This window comes from Citrobacter sp. Cf072, from assembly GCF_030334485.1.
Classification (GTDB): Bacteria; Pseudomonadota; Gammaproteobacteria; order Enterobacterales; family Enterobacteriaceae; genus Citrobacter; species Citrobacter freundii.
Map to the genome: position 1 here is coordinate 638612 of NZ_JAOWDX010000045.1, position 21272 is coordinate 659883.

Below are 21272 nucleotides of genomic sequence, written 5' to 3' on the forward strand. Positions count from 1 at the left end.
AGACTCACGATAAAACGATATTTTTTATTCTTTTCGGGCTGTGGCGTAATCATAAAAAAGCCAATACTGGAGCACACCATGCCACGCCCACTCAACAACACAGACACTGACCTGACCGCCGACAACCTGCTGCGCCTGCCTGCCGAATTCGGCTGCCCGGTGTGGGTCTATGATGCGCAGATTATCCGCGCGCAGATTGCCAAACTGAGCCAGTTTGACGTGGTGCGTTTTGCCCAGAAGGCATGCTCGAATATTCATATTCTGCGCCTGATGCGCGAGCAGGGCGTGAAGGTGGATTCCGTCTCGCTGGGCGAAATTGAACGTGCGCTGGCTGCGGGCTTTGAGCCAGGAAAAGATGAGATAGTCTTTACCGCCGATATGATCGATGACGCGACGCTCGCCCGGGTGCATGAATTGAGCATTCCGGTAAATGCCGGTTCAGTGGATATGCTGGAACAACTGGGTCAGGTCTCGCCGGGCCATCGCGTGTGGCTACGCGTAAACCCTGGCTTTGGGCATGGGCACAGTCAGAAAACCAATACCGGCGGCGAAAACAGCAAGCACGGGATCTGGTATAGCGATCTTCCCGCGGCGCTGGAGGTGATTCAGCGCTACAAGCTGAAGCTGGTGGGGATTCATATGCATATTGGCTCCGGTGTGGACTACGCGCATCTGGAGCAGGTGTGCGGTGCGATGGTGCGTCAGGTGATTGAATTTGATCAGGATCTGGAGGCGATCTCTGCGGGCGGCGGTTTATCAATCCCGTATCGCGAAGGTGAAGAGGCGATCGATACCGATCACTACTTTGGATTGTGGAACGCTGCGCGTGAGCAGATTGCTAAATACCTGGGGCACCCGGTCGCGCTTGAGATAGAGCCGGGTCGTTTTCTGGTCGCGGAAGCCGGCGTGCTGGTAGCACAGGTACGCAGCGTAAAAGAGATGGGTAGCCGTCACTTTGTACTGATCGATGCGGGCTTCAACGATCTGATGCGCCCGGCGATGTACGGCAGCTATCACCATATCTCCGCGCTGGCTGGGGATGGTCGCTCTCTGGAACACACCCCGCAACGGGAAACCGTGGTGGCCGGGCCGCTGTGCGAATCTGGCGACGTGTTTACCCAGCAGGAGGGCGGAAATGTGGAAACCCGTCTGTTGCCTGCGGTGGTGCCGGGTGATTATCTGGTCTTGCACGATACCGGGGCGTACGGCGCGTCAATGTCGTCAAACTACAATAGCCGTCCTCTGCTGCCGGAGGTTTTGTTCGATAACGGCGTGGCGCGGCTGATTCGCCGTCGCCAGACCATTGATGAGCTGTTAGCGCTGGAATTAATCTGATTACAGCGTGGTGAAATGCCGGATGGCGCTACGTTTATCCGGCCTACGAAATTAACTGTGGGGCCTGTTGGCCGGATAAGGCGCTTGTGCCGCCATCCGGCATTTAATTACTTAAAATACGGCCCGAGCGTTACTGAGTCACGTAGTACCAGTTTGCCGGTAAACGGTGGGATTGGCTCGACGCTCTCGCCGTTGGCCAGCCGGATAGCCTGGTCGATTGCCGTGGTTATCATGGTATCAATCGGCAGATAAACGGTAGACAGCCCCGGCTCCAGCCATTTGGCGCTGGGTGCATCATCAAAACCAAACAGTGAGACGTCCGTTGGGATCCTCAGCCCGGCCTGATGTAACGCTTTTGATGCGCCCAATGCCATGTCATCGTTACAGGCGAACAGTGCGCTGAATTTCACCCCTTCCTCCAGCAGTTCACGACAGGCTTCATAGCCTCGTGTCATCGTGGAGTCGCCGTATTTGACCTTGTCGGGATCCCAGGGAATACCGTTTTTTTCCAGCGCTTTACGATACCCCATCAGGCGGGATTTACCGGTCGGGGTATGGCCTGGCACAGTGATACAAGCAATATCTCTATGGCCCTGGGAGATAAGATAATTGACCGCCTGATAGGCCGCGTCTTCCTGTTCAAAGAAAATCGCGCGATCGCGGGCCTGGCTGACATCACGGTTGATGACCAGCAAGGGCATAGCGATGCTGTTCATCAGCGACATTATCTCTTTTTCACTCATATAGCGGGTATAGAGAATAATGGCGTCGCACTGCCTGTCCGCCAGCATTTGCACGGCTTCCTGCTCACGCTCTGGTGTGTCGTGTCCGTCGGTGACGATCAACTGCTTGCCGTGAGATTCCGTCTGGCGTGAAGCCTGTTGCAGCAGCCGGCCAAAGTAGAATCCATCAAATGTAGAAACCACCAGACCAATGCTGTTGCTGGTGCGGTTTGCCAAAGATCGTGCTAAAAAATTAGGCCGATAATCAAGTGCCTGCATGGCCTTAAACACTTTCTGGCGCGTGCTCTCTTTTACCTGACCCGTGCCATTCAGTACGCGCGAAACGGTCGCTTTTGAGACGCCTGCGTGTCGTGAAACGTCCAACATCGTAGTCATAACGCTATCCTGGTTAATCGTTTGACGATGAATTCCCCGGCTCTGTCAGCGTCGAAACGGAATGGCGACGCACCAGAGTTGGGTTAAAAACGTGGGTAATTTCAGGTACGGGGCGCTTCTCCGCCAGCGCGAGCGCCAGTTCGGCAGCCTGGGTTGCCATCGTCACGATCGGATAGCGTACTGTGGTCAGACGCGGGCGCACGTAGCGGGAAACCAGCACATCATCAAAACCAATCAGCGAGATTTCTCCCGGTACATCAATGCCGTTATCATTTAATACGCCCATGGCACCAGCCGCCATTGAGTCGTTGTAGCAGGCTACCGCAGTGAAGTTTTTGCCACGACCAAGTAACTCGGTCATCGCCTGTTCACCGCCGCTTTCATCCGGTTCACCAAACGTTACCAGGCGATCGCTGACCGGTATATTGCTCTCTGCCAGCGCGTCGTAATAGCCTTGCAGACGATCTTCCGCATCTGAGATTGTGTGATTGGAGCACAGATAGCCAATGCGCGTATGGCCCTGTTGAATGAGGTGCCGGGTCGCCAGCCATGCGCCGAAACGGTCATCAAGGGCAACGCAGCGTTGTTCGAATCCTGGCAGAATTCGGTTAATTAATACCATGCCGGGGATTTGCTTCATTAGTGATGCCAGCTCAGCATCCGGGATGATTTTTGCGTGGACAACAAGGGCTGCGCAGCGGTGGCGAATGAGCTGTTCAATCGCCTGTCGTTCCTTCTGTTCGTTATGGTAGCCGTTGCCAATCAGCAAAAAATTACCGGTGTTATAGGCCACCTGCTCGACAGCTTTAACCATTGCCCCAAAGAATGGATCGGACACATCACCAACTACCAGACCGATGGTCTCTGTGGATTGTTGTGCCAGCGCACGCGCATTGGCGTTGGGGTGGTAGCTGAGTGATTCCATTGCACTCGTTACAGCCAGGCGCGATGCTTCGCTGGCTTTAGGGGAATCATTAATCACTCGAGAAACGGTGGCGACTGATACACCTGCTAGTCGGGCTACATCCTTTATGGTCGCCATGATAGTACCTGTTGTGGGTAAACGCTTACATTCCGTCAGTGTTACGGAAAATGGCTGGCTGTTCAAGCAGATTGCCCGTCAGAACGTCGCAAATGTGAGCGCACACGAGCGAAGTAAGACAGAAAATAGAAAATGCTAATTTTTGCTTACACTTTGCGATGTGCTGTTGCGATTGTTCGCTGGTGAGGGAACTGAGCAGATTGCTAGAGTTGAGATCCCAGAGGTATTGATAGGTGAAATCAACTTTCGGGTTGATCACTAGAATTACACCAGCCTGCGCAGATGCGCAGGTTTTTTTTTACCTTCAGCCTATCTGTAACAGTAACCGATAATTTACACAACTCGTTGCATTTGGGTTCATTCCTTTGCGTTTTCGCACTGGCGTATCTGGCTGCTGACGACCACAATCAAGATCCCAGAGGTATTGATTGGTGAGATTATTCGGTACGCACTTCGTACCTGTCTCTTGCACCAACCTGCGCGGATGCGCAGGTTTTTTTTCGAATTGTATTTAACAGTTACCTGTCGCGCCTATTCCCCAACTCGTATACTCTCCCACCATTGATGTTTATATAATTAATGGCACAGGGAGTTGAGATGCTATTTGGCTTTTTTCGTAATCTGTTTCGCGTGCTTTTCCGCGTTCGCGTCACGGGCGATGTCAGCGCGCTACAGGGAGAACGCGTTCTAATCACTCCCAACCATGTCTCATTTATAGACGGCATCCTGTTGGCGCTCTTTTTACCGATTCGTCCCGTCTTCGCTGTTTACACCTCGATCAGCCAGCAATGGTATATGCGCTGGCTAACCCCGTTGATTGATTTCGTACCGTTAGATCCAACCAAACCGATGTCGATTAAACATCTGGTTCGTCTGGTCGAACAGGGCCGCCCGGTGGTTATCTTCCCGGAAGGGCGTATTTCGACCACCGGTTCATTGATGAAAATCTATGACGGCGCCGGGTTTGTCGCGGCAAAGTCAGGGGCCACGGTGGTTCCTGTGCGCATCGAAGGCGCGGAGCTTTCCCGCTTTAGTCGCCTGAAAGGTTTGGTTAAACAGCGATTCTTCCCGCGCATCCGCTTACACATCCTACCGCCGACACAACTGCCGATGCCGGAAGCACCGCGAGCTCGCGATCGCCGTAAAATCGCCGGAGAGATGCTGCATCAAATTATGATGGAAGCACGCATGGCGGTTCGTCCGCGTGAGACGCTCTACGAGTCGCTGCTGGCGGCGAAATACCGTTTTGGCGCAGGCAAAAACTGCATTGAAGATATTAATTTCACTCCGGACAGCTACCGCAAACTGCTGACGAAAACGCTGTTTGTCGCGCGTATTCTGGAAAAATACAGCACCGAGGGTGAAAGAATCGGCCTGATGCTGCCAAATGCGGGAATCAGCGCGGCGGTCATTTTTGGCGCCATTGCGCGTCGACGCATTCCAGCCATGATGAACTACACCGCGGGTGTGAAAGGATTAACCAGCGCCATTACTGCGTCTGAAATAAAAACGATCTTCACATCCCGACAGTTTCTCGATAAAGGCAAACTCTGGCATTTACCAGAACAGCTCACCCAGGTGCGTTGGGTGTATCTGGAGGACTTGAAAGCCGATGTGACCTTTAGCGATAAGCTGTGGATTTTCTCACATCTGCTGGCACCGCATCTGGCGCAGGTGAAGCAGCAGCCGGAAGACGCTGCGGTGATCCTCTTTACCTCCGGTTCAGAAGGCCATCCGAAAGGCGTGGTTCACAGTCATAAAAGCATTCTGGCGAACGTTGAGCAGATTAAAACGATTGCCGATTTCACCGCCGATGACCGCTTTATGTCGGCGCTGCCGCTGTTCCATTCCTTTGGGCTAACGGTGGGATTATTCACGCCGCTACTGACTGGCGCAGAAGTGTTTCTTTATCCCAGCCCGCTGCATTACCGCATTGTGCCAGAGCTGGTATATGACCGGAACTGCACCGTGTTGTTTGGTACGTCAACGTTCCTCGGCAACTACGCGCGTTTCGCGCATCCATACGATTTCCATCGCCTGCGCTATGTGGTTGCGGGAGCGGAAAAACTGCAGGACAGCACAAAGCAACTGTGGCAGGAGAAGTTTGGTCTGCGCGTCCTTGAGGGTTATGGGGTGACGGAATGTGCGCCGGTGGTGTCGATTAACGTACCGATGGCGGCAAAATCGGGAACGGTAGGGCGCATCTTGCCTGGTATGGATGCTCGACTGTTGGCCGTTCCGGGAATTGAGGATGGTGGGCGTTTACAGCTGAAAGGCCCTAATATTATGAGCGGCTATTTGCGCGTCGAAAAACCTGGGGTGCTGGAAGTGCCGACGGCAGAGAATGCGCAAGGTGAGATTGAGCGCGGCTGGTATGACACCGGTGACATCGTGCGCTTTGATGAAAACGGCTTTGTACAGATTCAGGGGCGCGCTAAGCGTTTTGCTAAAATTGCCGGAGAGATGGTGTCGCTGGAAATGGTTGAGCAACTGGCGTTGGCGGTATCAGCAGACAAAATGCATGCCACGGCGATCAAGAGCGATGCCAGCAAAGGTGAGGCGCTGGTGCTGTTTACCACCGATAGCGAACTCACGCGTGAAAAACTACAGCAGTATGCGCGGGCGCACGGCGTACCTGAACTCGCCGTACCGCGTGATATACGCCACCTGAAGCAACTCCCATTACTCGGCAGCGGTAAGCCGGATTTTGTTACGCTGAAAAGCTGGGTCGATGAGCCGGAAAAACAACATGAGTGAGTCAGTGCACACTAACACGTCAATCTGGTCCAAAGGGATGATGTCCGTTATCGCCGCGCAGTTTCTGTCAGCGTTTGGCGATAACGCGTTGCTGTTTGCTACGCTGGCGTTGCTGAAGGAGCAATTTTATCCGGACTGGAGCCAGCCTATCCTGCAAATGGTGTTTGTGGGTGCTTACATTCTGTTTGCGCCGTTTGTTGGACAGGTGGCAGATAGCTTTGCCAAAGGCAGAGTGATGATGTTCGCGAACACCCTGAAACTGCTGGGTGCGGCAAGTATTTGCTTCGGCATTAATCCGTTCCTCGGGTATACGTTAGTGGGGATTGGCGCGGCGGCGTATTCACCGGCCAAGTATGGCATTCTTGGTGAACTGACTACCGGCGACAAACTGGTGAAGGCCAACGGCCTGATGGAAGCTTCCACCATTGCCGCGATTTTGCTCGGTTCTGTCGCCGGCGGCGTTCTGGCCGACTGGCACGTGATTGCCGCGCTTTCTGCCTGTGCGCTGGCCTATGCTGGCGCAGTGGTCGCTAACCTGTATATCCCGAAACTGGCCGCGGCTCGCCCTGGCCAGTCCTGGCATCTGGGGAAAATGACGCGCAGTTTCTTCTGTGCCGCCTCCTCGCTGTGGCGCAACGGTGAAACACGCTTCTCGTTGGTGGGAACCAGCCTTTTTTGGGGGGCGGGCGTTACGCTGCGTTTTCTGCTGGTACTGTGGGTTCCGGTGGCGCTCGGCATCACCGATAACGCCACGCCGACCTATCTCAATGCCATGGTCGCGATCGGGATTGTCGTCGGCGCGGGGGCGGCTGCGAAGCTGGTGACGCTGGAAACCGTGTCGCGCTGTATGCCTGCGGGGATCCTGATTGGCGTCGTGGTGCTGATTTTTTCTCTTCAACATTCGCTACTTCCGGCCTACGCATTGCTGATGCTTATCGGTGTGTGTGGTGGGTTCTTTGTGGTGCCGCTGAATGCGTTACTGCAGGAACGGGGTAAGAAAAGCGTCGGCGCAGGTAATGCGATTGCGGTGCAAAACCTGGGTGAAAACAGCGCGATGCTGTTGATGTTGGGTATTTACTCACTGGCGGTGCTGGTGGGGATCCCGGCGGTAGCGATTGGTATTGGGTTCGGTGCGCTGTTTGCGCTGGCGATTGCGGCGCTGTGGATTTGGCAGCGCCGCCATTAGTCTGTTATATGCTGTTGCAACCAGGCCTACAGGGAACGCTGTCTGTAGGCCTGATAAGCGCAGCGCCATCAGGCGCTAACTGTTAAGGTGCAGGATAGGTATACACCTGATGCACCGCTTCAATCTCTGCCAGCACTTCCTCGCTCAACTCCAGATGCAGACTTTCAACGTTGGTTTTTAGCTGCTCCATGGTCGTGGCGCCCAGCAAAGTGCTGGCGACAAACGGCTGACGACGCACGAATGCCAGCGCCATTTGCGCAGGATCCAGATTATGGCGTTTCGCGATATCCACATAGGCCGCAACGGCTTTCTGCGTCTGCTCGCCGCTGTAGCGCGTGAAACGGCTAAACAGCGTATTGCGTGCACCGGCAGGTTTCGCGCCTTTCAGGTATTTCCCGGTTAATGTACCGAAGCCCAGGCAAGAGTATGCCAGCAGCTCAACGCCTTCATACTGGCTCACTTCTGCCAGTCCAACCTCAAAGCTGCGGTTCAGCAGGCTGTAGGGGTTCTGGATGGTGGCGATGCGTGGCAGATCGTGTTTGTCCGCCAGGTGCAGATAGCGCATCACGCCAAACGCGGTTTCATTAGAAACGCCGATGTAGCGAATTTTCCCGGCGCGCTGAAACTCGGCCAGCGCGTCCAGCGTATCCAGCAGGGAAACGACCGGCGCGGAGTCTGTCCAGCTGTAGCCTAACTTACCAAAGCAGTTGGTCGGGCGCTGCGGCCAGTGAACCTGATACAGATCCAGGTAATCGGTTTGCAGTCTTTTCAGGCTGTCGTGCAGCGCTTCACGGATATTTTTACGATCCAGCGCCTGATTCGGACGGATGCCGCTGTCGTTGTTGCGTGATGGTCCGCTGACCTTAGAAGCGACGATCAGCTTTTCGCGGCTGCCGTGTTTGGCGAGCCAGTTACCTACGTAGGTTTCGGTGAGACCCTGGGTTTCAGGACGCGGCGGTACCGGATACATCTCGGCAACGTCGATCAAATTAATGCCCTGTGCTACGGCATAATCGAGCTGTGCATGTGCGTCGGCTTCGCTGTTTTGTTCACCAAACGTCATTGTGCCCAGCCCCAGTGTACTGACTTCCAGCGAGCTGTGGGGTATACGGTGATATTGCATAGCCGTTTCCTTTTTATAATCACGACATAAGGATTATAAAAATGGCTGAGGGAAGCGAAAAAGGGAAGTAAAATTGTTAAGGCCAGCGCGCTGCTGACCTCAACCATCAGCGTTCAATGATTTGGGACACATCATCGCGGTTAATCTGCATCGCATTGCCCTGCTGGTCGTGATAGCTCACCAGACCGGTATCATCGTCAATTTCTGGTTTTCCATCGGTCAGGATCATTCGACCATCTTTTGTCGCCATTACATAATCGCTGCTGCATCCGGAAACGGCAAAAGCCAGTCCTACGGCGGAAATCAAAACTGCCCATTTTTTCATCTGCTTATCCTCACATGGCCTGCGTCTGACAATAGTTTAGTAATAACGCGAAGTTGTGCAGGGTGAAAGCAGTAAAATCTTAAACTGTGAGAAGGGGTAGGTGTGGTGGGCATTCGCTCCCCTTGCGGGGAGCGATGAATTTTATCAGAGCGGATTTTTTTTATTACGCCACAGATTCAGGGTCTCTACCGCGATAGAGAAGAACATGGCGAAATAGATATATCCTTTCGGAACGTGGACGTCGAAACTTTCCAGAATCAGCGTAAAACCGACCAGAATCAGGAACGAGAGCGCCAGCATTTTTACTGAAGGGTGGCGATCGACAAACTCACCAATTGGGCGAGCAGCAAACATCATCACGCCTACGGCAATCACTACTGCCGCCATCATGATAAACAGATGATCGGACAAACCAACCGCAGTAATCACGGAATCCAGACTGAAGATAATGTCTAACAACATGATCTGCACAATCGCGCCCAGGAAAGAAGATACGCGGGTTTTTAACCCCTCTTCCTCACCTTCAATGGATTCGTGGATCTCCTTGCTGGCTTTCCAGATCAGGAACAATCCCCCCAGCAGAAGGATCAGGTCGCGTGCTGATATTGCCTCGCCAAACAACTCGAATAGCGGGTTTGTCAGTCGCGTTACCCAGGCGATAGAAGCCAGCAGAGCCAGACGCATGATCATCGCCGCCGCCAGCCCAATACGTCGGGCATGATTGCGTTGCGCTGTCGGGAGTTTGGCTACAACCAGAGAAAGGAAAATAATATTGTCGATCCCAAGAACGATCTCCAGCAGCGTCAGCGTACCGAGCGCAAGCCAGGCGTTAGGATCGGTTATCCATGCAAATAACATCGAACAAAGTCCTGCCAAAAAAAGAAGCGGTAATTATAGGCCCGTAACGCGGCGGGTGAAAGGCCGGGCGGTGCCTATTGCGCCTGGAACAAGAAATGTCGCTCAAGCAATGCGCGGGTGAAGTTCTTTTTCAGATAAAAGCCGCGTGGCAGGGTCAGGATGGGCTCGCCGTTGGCACCAATGGCCTCGGTTAGCGCGCGGGCGTTAGCGGCTTTAGGACGCAGTTGCAGTACTTCCCCATGGCGAGCGGTGATGCGTTCGACGTGACCTAACACAATCATGTCCATTAATTCTTCCCAGTCCAGACGCAATTGCCGGTCCTCTTCTTCATTCGGGCTCCACAGCAAGGGAGAGCCGACGCGGCGCTCAGCCAGCGGGATGCTGCGTTCGCCTTCTACTGGGATCCACAGAACGCGTTTGAGTTTGTGCCGTACATGGCTGGTTTCCCAGGTGACGCCGGTATTGCCGGTTAACGGTGCCACGCACACAAAGGTGGTTTCCAGCGGTCTGCCAAGACTGTCCACAGGGATCGTTTTCAGCTCCACGCCCAGCGCCGCAAAATCCTGCTCTGGTTTACTGCCCGCGCTGGCACCGAGCCAGATTTCCAGTAGCACGCCAATCCAGCCTTTATCGCGCTTAAGATCCTTCGGCGTAACGATTCCCGCCATTGCCGCTAATTCTCCTAACGCGTAGCCCGAAAGCTGTCGTGCCTGGCTCAGCAACTGGGCTTCAGATTCAGGGGGAGAAAGCAACGGACGGAGTTCTGGCATCGGGTTAACCCTTAGGTGAAAAAATAAGCAATGATTTTATACCGTGTGGACAGAGTTTATCTTTTTCCACATGCTTTATTCAATTATATGATTTATATTGGTTTTTAGATTCACGTTTGCAGAGTTGCGCAACAGCGAAGCGGGTTTTCCAATTCTGGTCACTGACAATGAACAGGATCTTACACCATGTTATCCACAGAAAGATGGGATAACTGTGAAAAACCCCCACTACTGTTTCAATTTACAGCCTTGACGTGCGACGAAAATCGAATTTTCACACAAATTGTGCCTAACTTATTGGCATAATCTGTGGATAAAACCGACGCTGGTCGATCTTTCATCAGCGTGAAGATCGTATGAGTGATGTACATCACATTTCTGTGTGTTTATCTGCGTGGATCAGTTTTAACTTTATGAATGTATAAGACTATTTTTACTCTGTGACGAATGTCTTATTCGGACTGTTCTGGGTTTTCCCATAGTAATTCCGTACTTCTTCACAACTATATCCACAGAAAAGGTGAATAAAATCGCCTTGCTTGCCCTTCTTCTGTTTATAACTCGGCCTTTAACTGTGAGTTATTCAATTGTTATTAGAATATCGCACCCTTAACAGAGTGGTTTACCGCCCCTCAGGAGTGTGAAACAATCGTTTGTATATAAGGTTTATGTTGAGGTAGTCCGGTGATTGATGACGATGGCTACCGCCCGAATGTAGGGATAGTAATTTGTAACCGCCAGGGGCAGGTCATGTGGGCCCGGCGATTTGGTCAGCACTCCTGGCAATTTCCACAAGGTGGGATCAACGCAGGAGAGACAGCAGAGCAGGCGATGTACCGGGAACTCTTTGAAGAAGTGGGTCTCAGTCGTAAAGATGTACGGATCCTTGCTTCTACTCGTAACTGGTTGCGTTACAAGTTACCGAAACGTTTGGTGCGTTGGGACACGAAGCCGGTTTGTATCGGCCAGAAACAAAAGTGGTTTCTTCTGCAATTGGTCAGCAGCGATGCTGAAATCAATATGCAAACCAGCAGTACACCTGAGTTCGACGGCTGGCGCTGGGTGAGTTACTGGTATCCGGTTCGACAGGTGGTGTCATTTAAACGCGATGTCTATCGCAGGGTGATGAAAGAATTCGCAAGTGTTGTCATGGCGCTTCAGGAGAGCACTCCTAAGCCGCAAAGCACACCTGCGTACAGACGTAAAAGAGGTTAAGCTACGCAAATTATGCTCACCCGCCTGCGCGAAATAGTCGAAAAGGTGGCCAGTGCTCCGCGTCTGAATGAAGCGCTCAATATACTGGTTACCGACATCTGTCTTGCGATGGATACAGAGGTCTGTTCGGTTTATCTGGCCGATCACGATCGACGTTGTTATTACCTCATGGCGACCCGGGGACTGAAAAAACCACGTGGTCGCACTGTCGCACTCGCGTTTGATGAAGGTATCGTTGGCCTGGTTGGCAGGCTGGCGGAACCTATCAACCTCGCCGATGCGCAAAAACATCCCAGCTTTAAATACATACCTTCGGTAAAAGAAGAGCGTTTTCGTGCATTCTTAGGCGTACCGATCATTCAGCGTCGCCAGCTTTTAGGTGTGCTGGTGGTGCAGCAGCGTGAACTGCGTCAGTACGATGAAAGTGAAGAGTCTTTCCTCGTCACGCTCGCCACGCAAATGGCGGCCATACTTTCGCAGTCGCAACTAAACGCGCTGTTCGGTCAATACCGGCAAACGCGCATCCGTGCATTGCCTGCCGCCCCCGGCGTGGCAATAGCTGAAGGCTGGCAGGATGCGACGCTGCCGCTGATGGAGCAGGTCTATCAGGCTTCAACGCTGGATCCGGTGCTTGAGCGCGAGCGACTGACCGGTGCGTTGGAAGAGGCGGCGAACGAATTCCGCCGCTACAGCAAGCGTTTTACCGCTGGGGCGCAGAAAGAAACGGCGGCGATCTTTGATCTTTACTCGCACTTGCTTTCCGATACCCGTCTGCGCCGCGAGCTGTTTGCGGAAGTGGATAACGGTTCAGTGGCCGAGTGGGCGGTTAAAACGATCATTGAAAAGTTTGCCGAACAATTTGCCGCGCTGAGCGATAACTACCTCAAAGAGCGGGCCGGAGATTTACGCGCGCTCGGCCAGCGTCTGCTGTTCCACCTCGACGACTCTATCCAGGGGCCGAATGCCTGGCCGGAACGCTTCGTACTGGTGGCGGATGAACTTTCGGCGACCACGCTGGCGGAGCTTCCTCAGGACCGGTTAGTCGGCGTGGTTGTCCGGGACGGCGCAGCCAACTCTCATGCGGCAATTATGGTTCGTGCGCTGGGTATCCCTACCGTTATGGGGGCCGATATCCAGCCGTCGGTGCTGCATCGTCGCACGCTGGTGGTGGACGGTTATCGCGGTGAACTGCTGGTCGATCCGGAACCGGTATTGATTCAGGAATACCAGCGTCTTATCAGTGAAGAAATTGAGCTGAGCCGCCTGGCGGAAGACGACGTCAACCAGCCAGCACAGTTGAAAAGCGGCGAGCGCGTGAAGGTGATGCTCAATGCGGGTCTCAGCCCGGAACATGAAGAAAAGCTGGGTAGCAGGATCGACGGTATTGGCCTGTATCGCACCGAAATCCCGTTCATGCTGCAAAGCGGTTTTCCTTCGGAAGAAGAACAGGTTGCGCAGTATCAGGGCATGCTGCAAATGTTTAACGACAAGCCGGTGACCCTACGTACGCTGGATGTCGGTGCCGATAAACAGCTGCCCTACATGCCGATCAGTGAAGAGAACCCGTGCCTTGGCTGGCGAGGGATCCGCATAACGCTCGATCAGCCAGAGATCTTTTTGATCCAGGTTCGCGCCATGCTGCGTGCCAACGCGGCAACCGGCAACCTCAGCATTTTGCTGCCGATGGTAACCAGCATTGATGAAGTGGACGAAGCGCGACGTTTGATTGAACGCGCCGGACGCGAAGTGGAGGAGATGATCGGTTACGAGATCCCGAAACCGCGCATTGGCATCATGCTGGAAGTTCCGTCGATGGTGTTCATGCTGCCGCATCTGACAAACCGGATTGACTTTATCTCAGTCGGAACCAACGATCTTACCCAGTACATACTGGCCGTCGATCGTAACAACACACGGGTAGCCAGCATTTATGACAGTCTGCATCCGGGGATGTTACGTGCGCTGGCGATGATTGCGCAGGAAGCCGAAAGAAGCGGTATCGATTTACGCCTGTGCGGTGAAATGGCGGGCGACCCGATGTGCGTGGCTATTCTGATCGGCCTGGGTTTCCGTCATTTGTCGATGAACGGTCGTTCTGTCGCTCGCGTCAAATATCTGCTGCGTCATATCGATTTTGATGAGGCGCAAACGCTGGCGCAGCGCAGCCTGGAAGCGCAGATGGCAGCAGAGGTACGCCATCAGGTAGCGGCCTTTATGGAGCGCCGCGGCATGGGGGGATTGATTCGCGGGGGATTGTAGGCCTGATAAGCGTAGCGTCATCAGGCATTACGGGGTAAAGATTACTTATACAGATCTTTTACATCTTCCCGGCATCCGCTTCTAACCCCTTGTGCTATCATTCGCACCTTTGGAGCGCCTGCATTATGCAGGCGCGCTTATCAATTGCTGTCTGACTTCAGCGAAATAACAAGAACTTGTGGTGACAGATGACCAGTAGCTATCTGCATTTTCCGGATTTCGATCCGGTCATTTTCTCAATCGGACCCGTCGCGCTTCACTGGTACGGCTTAATGTATTTGGTGGGGTTTATTTTTGCGATGTGGCTGGCGACGCGCCGCGCGAATCGCCCGGGCAGTGGCTGGACCAAAAATGAAGTAGAAAACTTACTGTATGCGGGCTTCCTCGGGGTTTTCCTCGGTGGGCGTATTGGTTACGTACTGTTCTATAACTTCGAGTTATTCCTCGATAATCCCCTGTATCTGTTCCGCGTCTGGGACGGCGGTATGTCCTTCCACGGTGGACTTATCGGTGTGATCCTGGTGATGATTATCTTCGCCAAACGCACCAAACGTTCGTTCTTCCAGGTTTCTGATTTCATTGCCCCGCTGATTCCGTTTGGTCTGGGTGCAGGGCGTCTGGGTAACTTTATCAATGGTGAGCTGTGGGGACGCGTTGACCCGAACTTCAAGTACGCCATGCTGTTCCCGGGCTCCCGTACCGAAGATATTTTACTGCTGCAATCTAACCCGCAATGGCAGTCTATTTTTGATACCTACGGCTCGCTGCCGCGCCACGCCTCACAGCTTTATGAGATGGCGCTCGAGGGTGTTGTGCTGTTTATCATTCTCAACCTGTACATTCGTAAGCCGCGTCCAATGGGCTCGGTATCCGGTCTGTTCCTGATTGGTTATGGCGCGTTTCGTATTATCGTTGAATTCTTCCGCCAGCCGGATGCGCAGTTTACTGGCACCTGGGTACAGTACATCAGTATGGGGCAGATCCTCTCTATCCCGATGATTGTCGCAGGCATTATTATGATGGTTTGGGCGTACCGCCGCAGCCCACAGCAACACGTTTCCTGAGGAACCATGAAACAGTATTTAGAACTGATGCAAAAAGTGCTGGATGAAGGCACACAGAAAAACGACCGTACCGGAACCGGAACGCTTTCCATTTTTGGTCATCAGATGCGTTTTAATCTGCAGGAAGGGTTCCCGCTGGTTACGACGAAACGCTGCCATTTACGCTCGATCATTCATGAGCTGCTGTGGTTTTTGCAGGGCGACACTAACGTTGCCTACCTGCATGAAAACAACGTCTCAATCTGGGACGAATGGGCGGATGAAAACGGTAATTTAGGCCCGGTTTATGGTAAACAGTGGCGCGCGTGGCCTACGCCAGATGGTCGCCATATTGACCAGATCACCACCGTGTTAAACCAGCTTAAAAATGACCCGGACTCTCGCCGCATTATCGTTTCTGCATGGAACGTCGGCGAGCTGGATAAAATGGCGCTGGCACCGTGCCATGCGTTCTTCCAGTTTTACGTCGCGGATGGCAAGCTCTCCTGTCAGCTGTATCAGCGTTCGTGCGATGTGTTCCTCGGCCTGCCGTTTAACATTGCCAGCTACGCTTTGCTGGTACACATGATGGCGCAGCAGTGTGATCTGGAAGTGGGTGATTTTGTCTGGACCGGTGGCGACACGCACCTGTACAGCAATCATATGGATCAAACGCATCTGCAGCTTAGCCGTGAACCTCGCGCGTTGCCGAAACTGGTTATCAAACGTAAGCCTGAATCTATCTTTGACTATCGCTTCGAAGACTTCGAAATTGAAGGCTACGATCCCCACCCGGGTATTAAAGCGCCGGTGGCTATCTAACCAGCTTCATGCTGACACAACCGACGCCCGTGAGCGTCGGTTTTTTTTGTCTAAAATCACGTTCCTCGGCGAACATTCCTGAAATAGTGCAACGGTCTGCAACGCGACAAATATTTCCCGCAGCTCGCCGTAGAAACCGAATTTCCCGCTCGTTATTCATTTTCCTCACGCCATACTGGCGACATGAAAAAACAACAAGGTTACACGCTTCTCGAAACCCTGATTGCGATGCTGATCGTCGCGGCGCTTGGTGCATCTGGGCTGTATGGTTGGCAGCGCTGGCAGCAGCAACAGCGGCTGTGGCAGACCGCCTGCCAGGTGCGGGACTACCTGCTGCAACTGCGTGAAGATGCTAACTGGCGCAATCGTGATCACGTCATCAACGTGCTCCGCGAAGGGGGGACATGGTGTCTGGCAAGCTCAGCGACATCACAAGCTTCATGTCAGCCTGTTTCACCGTTGATATTTGCGCCACTCTGGGCTGATGTCGAAATGGCAGATATCACGCCTTCACTGGCTTTTTTTGGACTGCGCAATACGGCATGGGCCGGACATATACGCCTGAAAAATGCGGCAGGGGAATGGCGCGTGGTGGTGTCTGGCTGGGGGCGAATCAGGCTTTGTGAGCGCGATGAGGCCAGATTATGTCAGTAAACGAACGGGGATTTTCACTGCTGGAGGTGCTCATTGCCATGGCGATTAGCAGTATTTTATTACTTAGCTCAGCACGATTTTTACCGGCGCTACAGCGAGAGATTCTGCGTAACACGCGCCAGTTAGCGCTGGAAGATGAAATATGGCAGCGGGCCTACACCGTGGCGAAGCATCTTCAACGGGCGGGATATTGCCGAGGAAACTGTGTCGGAGAGGGACTGGTGATATCGGCTAAGGGGGACTGTGTCATTGCACGCTGGGATGCCAATGGCAACGGCGTTTGGGAGAGCAGTTCCGCGAAAGAGGCTGATGCTATCGGGTTTCGTTTACAGGACAAGGTATTGGAAACCCTGCGTGGAGCCACCGGCTGTACTGGAAAAGGATGGGAGAAAATGACCGATCAGACTACCATCCAGATTGAGGCATTCCAGGTTGAACGGCTGAATTTTAGCGGATATTCCCCGCTTCTTACGCTGCGTTTGCGTGGAGTGAGCAATGACGAACCACAAAAAGTTGTTGAAGCAGTCTACAGCGTTACGGGATTCAACCTGTGAACCGTGAGCGAGGCGTATCCTCTCTGGCAATGGTCCTGTTGCTGCTGGTGCTCGGTAGTCTGCTGCTGCAAGGCGTTAGCAGACAGGAGGCTAGTTTTGCTGCGCGTGTGTCCACACAAAGTCAGGCGCTGCAGCGTCAGGCGGTAGTGCAATCCGCGATGGAATGGGGGCGTATACAACCCTAGCGCTTACAACCCGTCGTACAGTGTCGGCGCGATCCCACGCAGAATGCCGCGGTTTGCCTGCGCCTGCTTACCAATAATTTCGTGCTGCTAATCGCCCACTATGAAGGAGTATTTTTATGGCGTCAGGGGGCGGTTATTGATGGCAACATAGAATTCTCGGCGCATGGCTGGAGCGATTTTTGTCCGCTTAAGGAGCAGACGTTATGCCAGATCCCCTGAACAGTCAGCGTGGCTTTAGTCTGCCGGAAGTGATGCTGGCAATGGTACTGATGATCATGATTGTGACCGCGTTGTCAGGATACCAGCGGGTGCTAATGAACAGCTTTATTATCAGAAACCAGTATCAACAACTCTGGCGTCACGCCTGGCAGCAAAGCCAGCTGTACCAGTTTTCATCGCCTGTGAACTGGCAGGTTAACCGAATGCAGACAACGAGAGCGGGATGTGTCAGCATCAACGTCATAATTTCTTCACCCCTCGGCAGGCAGGGTCAGATGACGCGTCTGCATTGCCCGAATCGTCAGTAGTCAGGAGTCGCTATGTTAAGGGTCTACCACTCTAACCGTCTGGATGTGCTGGAAGCGTTAATGGAGTTTATCGTTGAGCGCGAGCGGCTGGACGACCCCTTTGAGCCTGAGATGATCCTGGTTCAAAGTACCGGTATGGCGCAGTGGTTACAAATGACTCTTGCACAGAAGTTTAGTATTGCCGCCAATATCGATTTTCCGCTGCCCGCGAGTTTTATCTGGGATATGTTTGTGCGCGTGCTGCCGGATATCCCGAAAGAGAGCGCGTTCAGCAAACAGAGCATGAGCTGGAAGTTGATGACGCTGTTGCCGCAATTACTGGATGGCGATGACTTTGCATTGCTGCGCCACTATCTGACGGACGACACCGATAAACGTAAGCTTTTTCAGCTTTCCTCGCGCGCGGCTGACCTTTTCGACCAGTATTTAGTCTACCGCCCTGACTGGTTGACCCAGTGGGAAGCGGGGCGACTGGTTGAGGGACTCGGCGAGTCTCAGGCCTGGCAGGCACCGTTGTGGAAAGCGCTGGTGGAATACACCGCGGAGTTGGGCCAGCCGCGTTGGCATCGTGCCAATTTATACCAACGATTTATTCAGACGTTGGAAAACGCGTCCGAGTGCCCGCAGGGACTGCCTTCTCGCGTCTTTATTTGCGGCATTTCGGCGCTGCCGCCGGTTTATTTGCAGGCATTGCAAGCGCTGGGTAAGCACATCGATATTCATCTGCTGTTTACCAACCCTTGTCGCTACTACTGGGGAGATATTAAAGATCCTGCCTGGCTGGCGAAGCTGATGGCGCGTCAGCGTCGGCACAGCTTTGAAGAACGGCACCTGCCGCTGTTTCGTGATAACCAGAAAGCCGAAGGATTATTTAACAGCGATGGGGAACAGGATGTGGGCAACCCGATGCTGGCCTCGTGGGGCAAGCTGGGGCGTGATTACATTTATTTGCTTTCGGAGCTGGAAAATAGTCAGGAATTGGATGCGTTTGTCGACATTACGCCTGACAACCTTTTGCATAATATTCAATCGGATATTCTGGAACTCGAAAGTCATGCCGTGGCGGGCGTCACGCTGGAAGAATATTCCCGTAGTGACAATAAACGCCGGCTTGAACTGAACGATACCAGCGTGACTTTCCATGTCTGCCATAGCCCACAGCGCGAGGTGGAAATTCTGCATGACCGGCTGTTGGCCATGCTGGAAGCGGACCCAACGCTGACGCCGCGCGATATTATCGTGATGGTGGCGGACATCGACAGCTACAGCCCATTCATTCAGTCGGTCTTTGGAAGTGCACCAGCCGAGCGTTACTTACCTTATGCGATTTCCGACCGTCGGGCACGCCAGTCTCATCCCGTCTTACAGGCTTTTATTAGTCTGCTGTCTCTACCGGATAGCCGTTTTGTCTCAGAGGATGTCCTGGCGTTACTGGATGTCCCCGTGCTGGCGGCGCGTTTCAACATTGATGAAGAAGGGTTGCGCTATCTTCGCTTATGGGTCAATGAATCCGGGATTCGTTGGGGAATTGACGACGATAACGTGCGTGAACTGGAACTTCCGCCTACAGGTCAGCATACCTGGCAATTTGGTTTAACGCGTATGCTGCTCGGCTACGCGATGGAAAGCGCGCAGGGCGAGTGGCAATCGGTATTGCCTTACGATGAGTCCAGCGGTTTGATTGCCGAGCTGGTAGGGCATCTGGCCTCGTTGCTGATGCAGCTTAATCTCTGGCGTAGAGGATTAGCGCAGGAACGACCGCTGGAAGAGTGGCTACCTGTTTGTCGGGAAATGCTTAATGATTTCTTCCTGCCGGACGCGGATACCGAAGCGGCGATGACGCTGATTGAACAGCAGTGGCAGGCTATTATCACTGAAGGTTTAGGGGCCGAGTACGGCGATGCTATACCGCTCTCTCTGTTACGTGATGAGCTGGCCCAGCGCCTTGATCAGGAACGCATCAGCCAGCGCTTCCTGGCGGGTCCCGTTAACATTTGTACGCTGATGCCGATGCGCTCCATTCCGTTCAAAGTGGTGTGCCTGCTGGGTATGAACGATGGCGTTTATCCACGCCAGCTTGCGCCGCTGGGCTTTGATTTAATGAGTCAAAAACCGATGCGGGGCGATCGCAGCCGTCGTGATGATGACCGCTATCTGTTCCTCGAAGCATTGATTTCGGCACAGCAGACGCTCTACATCAGCTACATTGGCCGCTCGATCCAGGATAACAGCGAGCGCTTCCCGTCGGTGCTGGTGCAAGAACTGATGGACTACATTGGGCAAAGCCATTATCTGCCGGGTGACGAATTGTTGACCTGCGATCAAAGCGAGACAAGGGTAAAAGCGCACATTACCCGTTTGCATACCCGTATGCCCTTTGATGCGCAAAACTATCTACCAGGCGAACAGCAAAGCTATGCCCGGGAATGGCTACCTGCGGCGAGCCTGTCAGGAAAAGCGCACACGGATTTTGTGCAGCCTCTTCCTTTTGAAATGCCAGAAACGCTAACGCTGGAAACACTGCAGCGATTTTGGGCACATCCGGTACGCGCCTTTTTCCAGATGCGTTTGAGGGTCAATTTCCGCTCTGAAGAGAGTGAGATCCCGGACACGGAGCCTTTCACCCTTGAAGGATTAACCCGCTATCAGCTTAATCAGCAATTGCTTAATACACTGGTTGAAGAGAACGACGCTGAACGACTGTTCCGCCGTTTTCGCGCGGCGGGCACGCTACCCTATGGGCCGTTTGGCGAAATTCTGTGGGATACGCAGCGTCAGGAGATGCAGTCGCTGGCTGAGCGTATTATCGCCTGTCGTCAGCCCTGTCAGAGCATGGAAATCGATCTTAACTGTAACGGCGTACAAATCACCGGTTGGTTGCCGCAGGTACAAGAGGACGGTTTGTTGCGCTGGCGCCCATCTTTGATCAGCATTGCGCAGGGCGTGCAACTTTGGCTGGAACATCTTGTCTATTGTGCGAGTGGCGGTACGGGAGAGAGCCGATTATTCCTGCGTAAAGACGGGGAATGGCGTTTTCCGCCGCTGGATGCAGAACAGGCGTTGCTGTATCTGTCGCAACTCATTGAGGGGTATCGGGAAGGCATGTCGTCACCATTGCTGGTATTGCCCGAAAGCGGCGGTGCATGGATAAAAACCTGTTATGACGCCGCAAATGATGCCATGTTAGATGACGATGCAACGTTGCAAAAAGCGCGCAGTAAGTTTCTGCAAGCCTATGAAGGCAACATGATAGTACGTGGCGAAGGTGATGATATCTGGTATCAGCGTCTTTGGCGTCAACTGGATGCTGATACGCTGGAGACTATTGTTTTACAGTCTCAACGCTACCTGTTACCGATTTTTCGCTTCAATCAGTCATGATGGCTGTATAAAAATTGCGCAATTCGATAGCTTCCACTATGATGCGCATTCTGTCACGGACTGATTCTTACAAAGAGAAGATGCTGGCTCGTTCAGCACATAGTCTTGCCCTGTTCAG

General features: G+C 53.2%; 17 protein-coding genes and 1 pseudogene. 12 read left to right on the plus strand and 6 right to left on the minus strand.

Annotated features, from left to right (window positions below; genetic code table 11):
- Positions 1 to 78: 78 nt before the first annotated feature.
- Positions 79 to 1335, plus strand: a complete 1257-nt coding sequence (gene lysA, locus OGX66_RS15435) for a diaminopimelate decarboxylase (RefSeq protein ID WP_071687437.1) — start codon at positions 79 to 81, stop codon at positions 1333 to 1335.
- Between the two features lie 107 nt (positions 1336 to 1442).
- Here lysA and OGX66_RS15440 read toward each other — a convergent pair whose 3' ends face one another.
- Positions 1443 to 2453: a LacI family DNA-binding transcriptional regulator gene (locus OGX66_RS15440; RefSeq protein WP_054528747.1), complete on the minus strand. Its 1011-nt coding sequence runs from the start codon at positions 2451 to 2453 to the stop codon at positions 1443 to 1445.
- A gap of 13 nt (positions 2454 to 2466) precedes the next feature.
- Positions 2467 to 3495 (minus strand): HTH-type transcriptional regulator GalR, encoded by a 1029-nt coding sequence (gene galR, locus OGX66_RS15445; RefSeq protein ID WP_003033945.1) that lies wholly within the window; start codon positions 3493 to 3495, stop codon positions 2467 to 2469.
- A 597-nt stretch (positions 3496 to 4092) separates the two neighbouring features.
- Between galR and aas the strand changes: the two genes are divergently transcribed.
- A complete protein-coding gene (aas, locus tag OGX66_RS15450) occupies positions 4093 to 6252 on the plus strand; it encodes a bifunctional acyl-ACP--phospholipid O-acyltransferase/long-chain-fatty-acid--ACP ligase (protein WP_003033949.1) in 2160 nt (719 codons plus the stop codon).
- On the plus strand, positions 6245 to 7438 hold the full coding sequence (lplT, locus tag OGX66_RS15455; RefSeq protein ID WP_016150926.1) for a lysophospholipid transporter LplT: 1194 nt from the start codon (positions 6245 to 6247) through the stop codon (positions 7436 to 7438). Before aas ends, lplT begins: the two co-directional genes overlap by 8 nt.
- Positions 7439 to 7520: 82 nt before the next feature.
- Here lplT and OGX66_RS15460 read toward each other — a convergent pair whose 3' ends face one another.
- The 4 genes from OGX66_RS15460 to mutH all read right to left on the minus strand — a co-directional run bounded on the left by OGX66_RS15460 (position 7521) and on the right by mutH (position 10514).
- Entirely contained in the window at positions 7521 to 8561 is a 1041-nt protein-coding gene (locus tag OGX66_RS15460; RefSeq protein ID WP_136346044.1) for an NADP(H)-dependent aldo-keto reductase, read from the minus strand.
- 106 nt (positions 8562 to 8667) lie between these two features.
- Positions 8668 to 8886: a lipoprotein YgdR gene (gene ygdR / locus OGX66_RS15465; protein ID WP_000758660.1), complete on the minus strand. Its 219-nt coding sequence runs from the start codon at positions 8884 to 8886 to the stop codon at positions 8668 to 8670.
- 144 nt (positions 8887 to 9030) lie between these two features.
- Complete coding sequence (locus tag OGX66_RS15470) at positions 9031 to 9744, minus strand: TerC family protein (protein ID WP_003033961.1); 714 nt, start codon at positions 9742 to 9744, stop codon at positions 9031 to 9033.
- Between the two features lie 74 nt (positions 9745 to 9818).
- A complete protein-coding gene (gene mutH, locus OGX66_RS15475) occupies positions 9819 to 10514 on the minus strand; it encodes a DNA mismatch repair endonuclease MutH (RefSeq protein WP_003033965.1) in 696 nt (231 codons plus the stop codon).
- A gap of 684 nt (positions 10515 to 11198) precedes the next feature.
- Here mutH and rppH point away from each other — a divergent pair.
- The 9 genes and pseudogenes from rppH to recC all read left to right on the plus strand — a co-directional run bounded on the left by rppH (position 11199) and on the right by recC (position 21154).
- Positions 11199 to 11729, plus strand: coding sequence for an RNA pyrophosphohydrolase (rppH, locus tag OGX66_RS15480; protein WP_003033982.1), 531 nt, complete (start codon positions 11199 to 11201; stop codon positions 11727 to 11729).
- A gap of 12 nt (positions 11730 to 11741) precedes the next feature.
- On the plus strand, positions 11742 to 13988 hold the full coding sequence (gene ptsP / locus OGX66_RS15485) for a phosphoenolpyruvate--protein phosphotransferase (RefSeq protein ID WP_003033984.1): 2247 nt from the start codon (positions 11742 to 11744) through the stop codon (positions 13986 to 13988).
- Between the two features lie 188 nt (positions 13989 to 14176).
- Positions 14177 to 15052 carry a prolipoprotein diacylglyceryl transferase gene (gene lgt, locus OGX66_RS15490; protein WP_003033987.1) on the plus strand — a complete coding sequence of 292 codons (876 nt, stop codon included), beginning with the start codon at positions 14177 to 14179 and terminating at the stop codon, positions 15050 to 15052.
- Between the two features lie 6 nt (positions 15053 to 15058).
- Entirely contained in the window at positions 15059 to 15853 is a 795-nt protein-coding gene (gene thyA, locus OGX66_RS15495) for a thymidylate synthase (RefSeq protein WP_003033990.1), read from the plus strand.
- 183 nt (positions 15854 to 16036) lie between these two features.
- On the plus strand, positions 16037 to 16507 hold the full coding sequence (locus OGX66_RS15500; RefSeq protein WP_003033993.1) for a prepilin peptidase-dependent protein: 471 nt from the start codon (positions 16037 to 16039) through the stop codon (positions 16505 to 16507).
- Positions 16498 to 17061, plus strand: a complete 564-nt coding sequence (locus tag OGX66_RS15505) for a prepilin peptidase-dependent protein (protein ID WP_032937461.1) — start codon at positions 16498 to 16500, stop codon at positions 17059 to 17061. The genes OGX66_RS15500 and OGX66_RS15505 overlap by 10 nt, the downstream gene beginning before the upstream one ends.
- Positions 17058 to 17465: pseudogene (locus OGX66_RS15510) on the plus strand (DUF2509 family protein). Before OGX66_RS15505 ends, OGX66_RS15510 begins: the two are co-directional and overlap by 4 nt.
- Positions 17450 to 17773, plus strand: coding sequence for a prepilin-type N-terminal cleavage/methylation domain-containing protein (locus OGX66_RS15515; protein WP_003846470.1), 324 nt, complete (start codon positions 17450 to 17452; stop codon positions 17771 to 17773). The pseudogene OGX66_RS15510 and the gene OGX66_RS15515 overlap by 16 nt, the downstream one beginning before the upstream one ends.
- Positions 17774 to 17785: 12 nt before the next feature.
- Positions 17786 to 21154 (plus strand): exodeoxyribonuclease V subunit gamma, encoded by a 3369-nt coding sequence (recC, locus tag OGX66_RS15520; RefSeq protein ID WP_088903094.1) that lies wholly within the window; start codon positions 17786 to 17788, stop codon positions 21152 to 21154.
- Positions 21155 to 21272 lie beyond the last annotated feature (118 nt).

What these genes read in the sequence shown, in the direction of transcription:
- ptsP (WP_003033984.1), top strand. Translation starts at nt 11,742, where the DNA reads ATGCTCACCCGCCTGCGCGAAATAGTCGAAAAGGTGGCCAGTGCTCCG.
- OGX66_RS15440 (WP_054528747.1), bottom strand. Translation starts at nt 2,453, where the DNA reads ATGACTACGATGTTGGACGTTTCACGACACGCAGGCGTCTCAAAAGCG.
- OGX66_RS15515 (WP_003846470.1), top strand. Translation starts at nt 17,450, where the DNA reads ATGCCAGATCCCCTGAACAGTCAGCGTGGCTTTAGTCTGCCGGAAGTG.
- aas (WP_003033949.1), top strand. Translation starts at nt 4,093, where the DNA reads ATGCTATTTGGCTTTTTTCGTAATCTGTTTCGCGTGCTTTTCCGCGTT.
- recC (WP_088903094.1), top strand. Translation starts at nt 17,786, where the DNA reads ATGTTAAGGGTCTACCACTCTAACCGTCTGGATGTGCTGGAAGCGTTA.
- lgt (WP_003033987.1), top strand. Translation starts at nt 14,177, where the DNA reads ATGACCAGTAGCTATCTGCATTTTCCGGATTTCGATCCGGTCATTTTC.
- OGX66_RS15500 (WP_003033993.1), top strand. Translation starts at nt 16,037, where the DNA reads ATGAAAAAACAACAAGGTTACACGCTTCTCGAAACCCTGATTGCGATG.
- galR (WP_003033945.1), bottom strand. Translation starts at nt 3,495, where the DNA reads ATGGCGACCATAAAGGATGTAGCCCGACTAGCAGGTGTATCAGTCGCC.
- thyA (WP_003033990.1), top strand. Translation starts at nt 15,059, where the DNA reads ATGAAACAGTATTTAGAACTGATGCAAAAAGTGCTGGATGAAGGCACA.
- OGX66_RS15460 (WP_136346044.1), bottom strand. Translation starts at nt 8,561, where the DNA reads ATGCAATATCACCGTATACCCCACAGCTCGCTGGAAGTCAGTACACTG.
- ygdR (WP_000758660.1), bottom strand. Translation starts at nt 8,886, where the DNA reads ATGAAAAAATGGGCAGTTTTGATTTCCGCCGTAGGACTGGCTTTTGCC.
- mutH (WP_003033965.1), bottom strand. Translation starts at nt 10,514, where the DNA reads ATGCCAGAACTCCGTCCGTTGCTTTCTCCCCCTGAATCTGAAGCCCAG.
- lplT (WP_016150926.1), top strand. Translation starts at nt 6,245, where the DNA reads ATGAGTGAGTCAGTGCACACTAACACGTCAATCTGGTCCAAAGGGATG.
- lysA (WP_071687437.1), top strand. Translation starts at nt 79, where the DNA reads ATGCCACGCCCACTCAACAACACAGACACTGACCTGACCGCCGACAAC.
- OGX66_RS15470 (WP_003033961.1), bottom strand. Translation starts at nt 9,744, where the DNA reads ATGTTATTTGCATGGATAACCGATCCTAACGCCTGGCTTGCGCTCGGT.
- OGX66_RS15505 (WP_032937461.1), top strand. Translation starts at nt 16,498, where the DNA reads ATGTCAGTAAACGAACGGGGATTTTCACTGCTGGAGGTGCTCATTGCC.